The organism is Streptomyces torulosus (assembly GCF_001419765.1).
Classification (GTDB): Bacteria; Actinomycetota; Actinomycetes; order Streptomycetales; family Streptomycetaceae; genus Streptomyces; species Streptomyces torulosus.
On the sequence record NZ_LIRK01000328.1, the window covers coordinates 20275 to 27074 of the forward strand.

General features: G+C 73.2%; 6 protein-coding genes. 3 read left to right on the top strand and 3 right to left on the bottom strand.

Features of this window, described 5'->3' with window-relative positions:
• Positions 1-50: 50 nt before the first annotated feature.
• Positions 51-824, top strand: coding sequence for a hypothetical protein (locus AOK23_RS22820; protein WP_055511549.1), 774 nt, complete (start codon positions 51-53; stop codon positions 822-824).
• 166 nt (positions 825-990) lie between these two features.
• Here the strand turns inward: AOK23_RS22820 and AOK23_RS22825 are convergent, their stop codons facing one another.
• On the bottom strand, positions 991-1983 hold the full coding sequence (locus AOK23_RS22825; protein WP_055714544.1) for a GntR family transcriptional regulator: 993 nt from the start codon (positions 1981-1983) through the stop codon (positions 991-993).
• A gap of 231 nt (positions 1984-2214) precedes the next feature.
• Here AOK23_RS22825 and AOK23_RS22830 point away from each other — a divergent pair, with 231 nt between their 5' ends.
• Complete coding sequence (locus tag AOK23_RS22830) at positions 2215-3081, top strand: (2Fe-2S)-binding protein (protein ID WP_206336263.1); 867 nt, start codon at positions 2215-2217, stop codon at positions 3079-3081.
• 326 nt (positions 3082-3407) lie between these two features.
• Positions 3408-4466 (top strand): DUF2637 domain-containing protein, encoded by a 1059-nt coding sequence (locus tag AOK23_RS22835; protein WP_055714546.1) that lies wholly within the window; start codon positions 3408-3410, stop codon positions 4464-4466.
• A gap of 141 nt (positions 4467-4607) precedes the next feature.
• On the opposite strand, the gene AOK23_RS22840 is transcribed toward AOK23_RS22835, so the two are convergent.
• Both AOK23_RS22840 and AOK23_RS22845 read right to left on the bottom strand, forming a co-directional pair.
• A complete protein-coding gene (locus tag AOK23_RS22840; RefSeq protein ID WP_079049632.1) occupies positions 4608-5090 on the bottom strand; it encodes an ATP-binding protein in 483 nt (160 codons plus the stop codon).
• A gap of 543 nt (positions 5091-5633) precedes the next feature.
• On the bottom strand, positions 5634-6800 hold a 1167-nt coding region (locus AOK23_RS22845), incomplete at its 5' end, for a protein phosphatase 2C domain-containing protein (protein WP_240496504.1).

Sequence of the window (6800 nt, forward strand, 5' to 3'; positions counted from 1 at the left end):
GAGATGCGGCCACCAACTCAAAGCTCAACGGTGTGCTCGGGGAGGGCAACGTGGCGCATACCGCCATGTCTGGTAACGGAACGACCGCCGGCGACGATCCACTCCAGACCGCGGTATGGCGCCTGCGTTCACGAGCGTGCTGGGTCGACGCGGCCGCCCTCATCGAACCCGTCACCCCACAGGCCGCGCTGCAGCGCACCGCGCTCCTCGTCGAACGCTGCCTCTACACCGAGCAGGGCTGGGAGGAGGCCGAGGACGCGCTGCGCACGGCCGAGGCGCAGGCCCGGACCGACGACGAGCGGGGCGCGGCGGCCTGTGAGCGCGGCCAGTTGGCGTACGCGGCCACGCTGCTCGGGGTCCGCGACCGCTCGGACGAGGCGCGGGCCGCGCTGGGCCGGGCCGCCGCGCTGATCGCGCCGGGAGCGCCCGGCCGGGCACTGCTCGACTTCCGCCGGGGGCTCCTCGCGGAGAACCTCGCCCACGCCCCGCAGGCCGCGCGCGCCGCCTACCGCCGCGCCCACGCCGGCGCCACCGCGCACGACAACCTGCTGCTGCAGTCGTTCACCTGGCGCCATCTGGCGGGACTCGCCCTGCGTGACGGCGAGTTGGCCGAGGCGCGCCACGGCTTCGCCGAATCCCTGCGCATCCGCGAGGAGCTGGGCTACCTCGTGGGTACGGCCCCCGCGCTCGCGTCGCTCGCCGACACCGAGCCCGAACCGGAGGCGTCCCGCCTCCGCGAGGAGGCCCGCCGCCTCTTCCGCCTCCTGGGCGGCGTACCGACCTGGCTCTCCCGCCAACTGGCCCCACCGGCGGCCACGGCGTGAGGGGCCGCGTGCCGCGACGCCGGACGGCACCAGGCTTGTCACGCGACGCCGGACGCACCGGGTTTCGACGCGACACGGCTCGCCACCGGGTTTTCAGGGGCGCGGGGAACCGCGCGACCAGCCACACACCACGGGCACCCGGCGAACCACCCGCACCCCTACGCCGCTAGACCGCCCCACCGAAATGGTTCCCCATGAGGCACTCCACGGCCTCAAGATCCCCCGCGGCCAACGCGTCCAGCAGCGCGATGTGCTCCGCCGCGTCGGCCATCAACTCGATCCGCGTCCCGGCGGGCCCGGTGGTCAGCGGCAGCTGACTCCTGCGGTGCAGGTCGTCCGCGATCTGCACCAACTGCTCGTTGCCGGCCAGCGACAGCATCCCCCGGTGGAAGGCGCGGTCCGCCTCCCCGTACGTCGCCCGGCACCCGGCGGACGCCGCCCGCGCCGTCTCCTCGGCCAGCGGCCTCAGCTCGGCCCAGCTGTCGGCCGGCAGCGTCCGCGCGAGCCGCAGGATCACCGGCACCTGGAGCAGCGCCCGCACCTCCGCCAGCTCGGCCAGCTCACGGGCGCCGCGCCGCACGACGCGGAAGCCCCGGTTGGGGACGACCTCGACGGCGCCCTCGATCGCCAGTTGCTGCATCGCCTCGCGGACCGGGGTCGCCGAGACCCCGAACTGCTCGCCGAGCGCGGGCGCCGAGTACACCTCGCCGGGCGTCAGCTCACCGGCGGCGAGCGCGGCCCGCAGGGCGTCGAGGATCTGACCGCGCACGGAGGCCCGCTGCACGACGGGGCGCCCCGGCGGGCGCAGCCCGTCGGACCCTGCCTCGTCCCCGGTACCCCCACTGCGGGGGAGGGGGATCGGCGTCTCACTGTGGGTGTGCTCACCCCGGGCGGCGTCGGCAGACGGCACGGCGCCACGGCGTCCCGCGGCGGCCGACCGCACGGCATCGCGGCGGCCCGCCTCACCGGCCGACGCGGCCTCACCACGGCCGGCGCCACGGCGGCCGACGCTCCCGGCGGCGTCCGCCGTGAGGCCCCGCTCCCGGTCGACGTCCGTCACTCCCGGCTGCGTGGGCACTCGGTAGGCCGTGGCCGGACGGGCGGCGTCGGGCGCACTCGCGGCAGCGGCCTGGCGCGAACGCGGTCCGGCCTGGTCCACAGGTCCTCCTCCGAGCCGAGTCATGGGTCCACGTGTGTGTCGGGTGTGTCGGGCGGTGCGCCTGGCCGGTACGGCCACCGGCACCCGGGGGCGGTTGGTCACTACTGGGGTTGTTACCGGTCGTTAAGCACCATAGGCGCACATGCCCTCAGTTCAAACCCGGACTACCCAGAGCGAGCCTCGGGTAAGGTAAGCCTTACCTGGCAGTGATGGTGAAACGGCGGTCCCCGTATGCCCCTCTCCGCACCGGCACCAGTCCCCCCGCCGCGCACGTCACCCATGACGGCCGCCTACGCGCGGTTGGCCGAGGTCCTGCCCGTGACGAGCGTGACAGAACTCTCCCTCGCGGATCCATTGCCCGAAGGTGAGGGATGGGTCCGCGCCGCCGGGCTCGCGGCGGGCGGCGCGGAGCTGGACGCGTTCCTGGCGTGGGACGAGGACCAGATCCTCCGGGACCATGGACGGGAGGGGCGCCCGGACGTGGTGGCGACCTTCGGACTGCACCGCTACTCCTGGTACGCGTGCCTCCTCTTCACCGTCCCCTGGTTCCTGGAGCGCCGGGTACCGCGCTTCCCGGCGGAGCACGTGGCGTTCCAGCGGGAGCGGAGCCGGCTGGCGGTCCGCGGTGAAACGTTCAGCTGCCTGCCCGGCGATCCCGCCGCCACCGCGCCCGGCGCCCGCGTGGTCCCGGACGAGGAGGCGCTGCGGGCCGAGGTGCGCGCCGCCTTCGCCGAGCACATAGAACCGGTCCTCGGCGGCTTCGGCCCACGGATGCGACGACGCGGCCGCACCCTGTGGGGCATGGCGACCGACGAGGTCGTGGAGGGCATCTGGTACGTCGCCGAGCTGCTCGGCCCCGACGAGCGGGAGCGGTGCCGACGCGAGCTGGAGCTGCTGCTGCCGGGCGCGACCCGGCCGTACGTGGGCTCCGCGGGCTTTCGCGAGCTGGCCGGGCCCGGCGGTGAGCCGCTGCCGACGCGGGACCGGGCGAGCTGCTGCATGTATTACACGCTGGCCCCCGAGGACACCTGCGCCACCTGCCCGCGCACCTGCGAGGCCGAACGGATCGCCAAGCTCACGGCACCCGCGGCCGCCTGACGGACCGTCTCCCACGGGGCGACCAGGACCCCCCGGCGGTCGCCGGGGGCATGTGCCGTAAGATCCACTCCGGGTGGGACCCTCGTTGGGTTACAGGTGGTTCACAAATTCCTCACTCATCACGGGAACTTTCCGTGGAACCACTCGAACGGGTAATCTCACTCGCACTCAACTCCCGTCCCTCGCGCGGTAGTTCGAGCAGAATGCCGCCTGGCGTCACTCATTGCACTTCCTTGGCGGTCTCTTGCCCCGAAACCCCCTGAGGGCCGCGAGGATTGGGCCACTATGGCGGGCGTTACGCCCTATCCCAATGCAAGGGACCCCTGATGAGATTGACCGACATATCGCTGAACTGGCTGCTTCCGGGCGCCGTACTGCTCCTGGGCATGCTGGCGGCGGTGGCGGTGCTCGCGCGCGGCAAGCGCTCCGGGGAGCACGCTAAGACCGAGGATTCGTGGGAACGCAGTGAGGAGCGCCGCCGGCGCAAGGAAGCCTTGTACGGCACGGCTTCCTACATTCTTCTCTTCTGCTGTGCCGCGGTCGCCGCGGCGCTCTCCTTCCGGGGCCTGGTCGGGTTCGGTGAACAGAACCTGGGCCTCACCAATGGGTGGCAGTACCTGGTTCCGTTCGGCCTGGACGGCGCCGCCATGTTCTGCTCGGTGCTCGCGGTCCGCGAGGCCAGCCATGGTGACGCGGCTCTCGGCTCCCGCATACTCGTGTGGACGTTCGCGGGTGCCGCCGCCTGGTTCAACTGGGTGCACGCGCCCCGTGGCCTCGGCCACGACGGTGCCCCGCAGTTCTTCGCCGGCATGTCCCTGTCCGCCGCGGTGCTGTTCGACCGCGCGCTGAAGCAGACCCGCCGTGCGGCGCTGCGCGAGCAGGGCCTGGTGCCGCGTCCGCTGCCGCAGATCCGTGTGGTCCGCTGGCTGCGGGCTCCGCGTGAGACGTACAGGGCCTGGTCGCTGATGCTCCTGGAGGGTGTGCGCAGCCTGGACGAGGCCGTGGACGAGGTGCGCGAGGACAAGCGCCTCAAGGAGGAGAACCGCGCGCGCAAGCGGGAGCACGAGCGTCTGGAGCGCGCCCACCTCAAGGCCATCAGCCGGGGCCACCGGGGTCTGCCCGGCCGTGGCGGCGGCGGTGGCGGCGGTGGCCAGCGCCAGGTGGACACCACCGTGGAGCGCGTCCCGGCACAGGCGGTCTCGGAGCCGGCCATATCGGCGCCGGAGCCCCTGCCCGTGCGTACCCGCCCCTCCCTGCAGCCCGTGCGCAACGGCTCTGACAAGTCGATCACCGTGGATCTCACCGCGGAGGACGACACGATGGCCCTGCCTCGGCTGGACTCCCTGGAGCGGAAGCTCAAGGACCTTGAGCAGCAGTTCGGCTGAGTCCGGACCACACCATCGGACAGGGGCGCGGCAGATGCCGCGCCCCTGTCCGTTTGCTTGTCCGTTTGTTTCGTCGTCCGGCTCTCGTCAGCCCCGGCACGGGGTTCTAGGGGGTGCTTCGAAAGTCCCGCACAGCACCCCCTAGGTGAGGCCGCCGTCGAGGTCGAACCAGACCGACTTGCCCACCCCGTGCGCCCGTACCCCCCAGGAGTCGGCGAGGGACTGCACGAGGAGGAGACCGCGGCCATGGGTGCTGTCGTCGGTCTGCGACATCCTCGGTCTGGGCCTGCGGGCCACGAAGTCCCGCACCTCCACATGGAGTCCGCGGGGTGAGACCGTGGCGGTCAGCACCGCGTCGTCGTCGGTGTGGATCAGTGCGTTGGTGACCAGCTCACTGGTGAGCAGTTCCGCTATCTCCGATCTCCCCGGCCGCCCCCACTGCCGCAGCAGCTCCCGCAGGGCCTTGCGGGACTCGGGCACCGCCCGGAGATCCGCCCGCCCGAGTCTGCGCCTGAGCTGACCGGCACCGGGCTGCGCCGGCACATCGTCGGTCTCTTCCTCCACCGCTTCCGCCGAGGACGTCCCGATCGCCACGGGACCGCCTCCTCGCGCCTGCCTCTTCATGACCCCCGCCCACGCGCCGATGACCGATTCCCCTCCTGCTCGAACACGCACACGGGGATCCTTGCCCGGTCCGGATCGCGGCACTCATGTCGAATCGTCAACGACCCTCCGTACGCCTTCAAACGCACAGGGTCAAGCCAGCCATCGGTGCCGGAAGACAGCGCTTCCCGCCCCGGAAAACCCCCTCACACGCCGACGAACCCGACGGCGCGCCCTCGGCCGGGCGGCCGGTACCCGACCCCACGGTCTCGGCCAACCCCCCACGTGGGACTGGGGATCCGGCCGTTTCGCAACGGCACGGGACGGGCGGACGAGCCCCGCACCAGCGGCGGATGCGGACCGCTCGACGACGATGATGTTCATTGGCTGAAATCAAGCGCTGGTACAGGCCAACCGGGCGGCCGGTACGACGGCTTGACAGCGGCCACCGGACGGGGGGCCGTGCGCGTCGCCCTCCGTCTACCCCGGCCCGCCCGGGTTCACCCGGCTGACCTGCCCAGCTCTCGCACGCCCGAACGACCCATGGCGGGCACCCGGAGACGGTCACGCCTCCCAGACGGCCGCCGCCGTACGGTCGTCCGCGTAGCCCTTGACCCGGACCTGGGTGTCGGCGAGGTAGGCGGCGAGACCGGGCGGCTCGTCGGTACGCCAGCGCGCCGCGAGGTGGTCGGCGAGCTGTTCCTCCCCGCGCAGGGGATCGGCGAGCCCGGGGGTGCACAGCAGCAGGACGTCGCCCTCGCGGGCCACGGAGGCACGGAACCGGAAGGGTTCACGGGGCGGCGCGGGGGCGGGTTCGAACGGGCTCGGCGGCGTCGTGATGCCGAGGTCCATGGTGAGCCGGTCGCCCTCGGGGGTCTCGTGCGGCAGCGAGCCGAACCCGACCACCGGCGCACCGGCGGCCTCGGCGACCCTCGGCTCGATGTCCTGCCACTCCCCGCCCCGCAGCCGGAACAGTCCGCCGGGACCGACCCCGAAGAACACCCGGGTACGGCACCGGGGGTCGGCCGGGAGCAGCAGACAGCGCAGGCTCGCGGTGTACTCCTCCGGGTCGAGCCCCTGCTCGGCCGCGCTCGCGCGGAGTCTGCCGAGGCTGCGGTCGGTGAGCCGGTGCAGCCCCGACTTCAGGTCGCCGCGCCGGGCGGCCCTGATGTCCTCCACGAGGCGGGCGTGGCTGCTTCCGATCGCCTGCCCGATCCACCGGCACGCCTCGGCGGCCGCCCGGTGCGCGCCGGGGGTCGCCCGGACGCCGGTCGCCATCGCCACCAGCACCAGGGCCTGCTCGCCCACACCGAACCGGGCGGTCAGCAGCGAGTCCCGGCGCGGTTCGCCCCGGTAGCGGGACGAGTCCCCGCGCAGGGAGACGGCACGCAACGTACAGGCCCCGTAGCGCGCACCGTCCAGCACCGTGTCCGCGACCAGGTCGCCGAGATCGTCCGGGTCGGCCGGTGGCAGCGCGGTCGGCTCGGGGTCGTACGTGGGCGGCCCGGACCCCACGTGGTCCACATGCACCGGCTGACTCCCGGTGACCAGCCTGACCTCCTGCGCCTGGAGGGTGCGCGGGTCCACGTCCGCGCCGGGTCGCGCGTCGGAGGGGTCGGGGACGGCGGGACCGGAGGGCACGGCGGTACCCGCCGAGGCACCGAGAACCGGAGGTGAGGAAGGGGGCACGGCTCCCGAGGGATCGTCCGGGGAGGGGGTGCCGGGTGGGGT